Source organism: Paenibacillus popilliae ATCC 14706 (assembly GCF_000315235.1).
GTDB lineage: Bacteria > Bacillota > Bacilli > Paenibacillales > Paenibacillaceae > Paenibacillus_B > Paenibacillus_B popilliae.
This window is the reverse complement of sequence record NZ_BALG01000555.1, coordinates 1-549: the sequence shown is the minus strand read 5'-3', so window position 1 is coordinate 549 and position 549 is coordinate 1. Positions and strand designations below refer to the sequence as shown.

At 47.9% G+C, this 549-nt stretch carries 1 protein-coding gene; it reads left to right on the top strand.

Features of this window, described 5'->3' with window-relative positions; translation table 11 throughout:
- Window positions 1–549, top strand: a 549-nt coding sequence (locus tag PPOP_RS19125) for a DnaB-like helicase C-terminal domain-containing protein (RefSeq protein WP_042230387.1), incomplete at both ends; no start/stop codon positions are given.

The window sequence follows — 549 nt, the reverse complement described above, 5'->3', positions numbered from 1 at the left end:
GCTGGCCGAGAGCATCACTAATCTGGCACATGAAACATTCGTGAAGGTGCGAGACGGCGAGGATAGCGACGAGATTCTACGGGATCTGCAACATAGGGTGTTCACTCTTGAAACGAGCGAGAGTAACGGCATGAACGATCCAGCCAAGGACGTAGACGAGTGGGCAGCATACATGATGAGCATTGTAGACGACCCTTCGAAAGCATACGGGCTTATGACAGGAATACAGCCGCTTGACTCGATTACAACAGGATTCCACCGACAAGATTTTTCGGTTGTAGGAGCTAGAACGAGTATCGGTAAAACGGCCTTCACGCTGGAAATAGTTAAACGATTGAACGAGAACAGGCATAAATGCGCGATATTCTCACTTGAGATGATGAAGACCCAACTCTATAACCGATTCATGAGTAACCTCATGCAAGTGAATTTTGAGCAGTTCAGAACAGGGCGGTTAGCACGCAATCATTACGAAACGATGCAGAAGAGGAAAGAAGAACTGAAGACGATCTATGTGGACGATACGCGCGGCGTTAGCGCGGATTACAT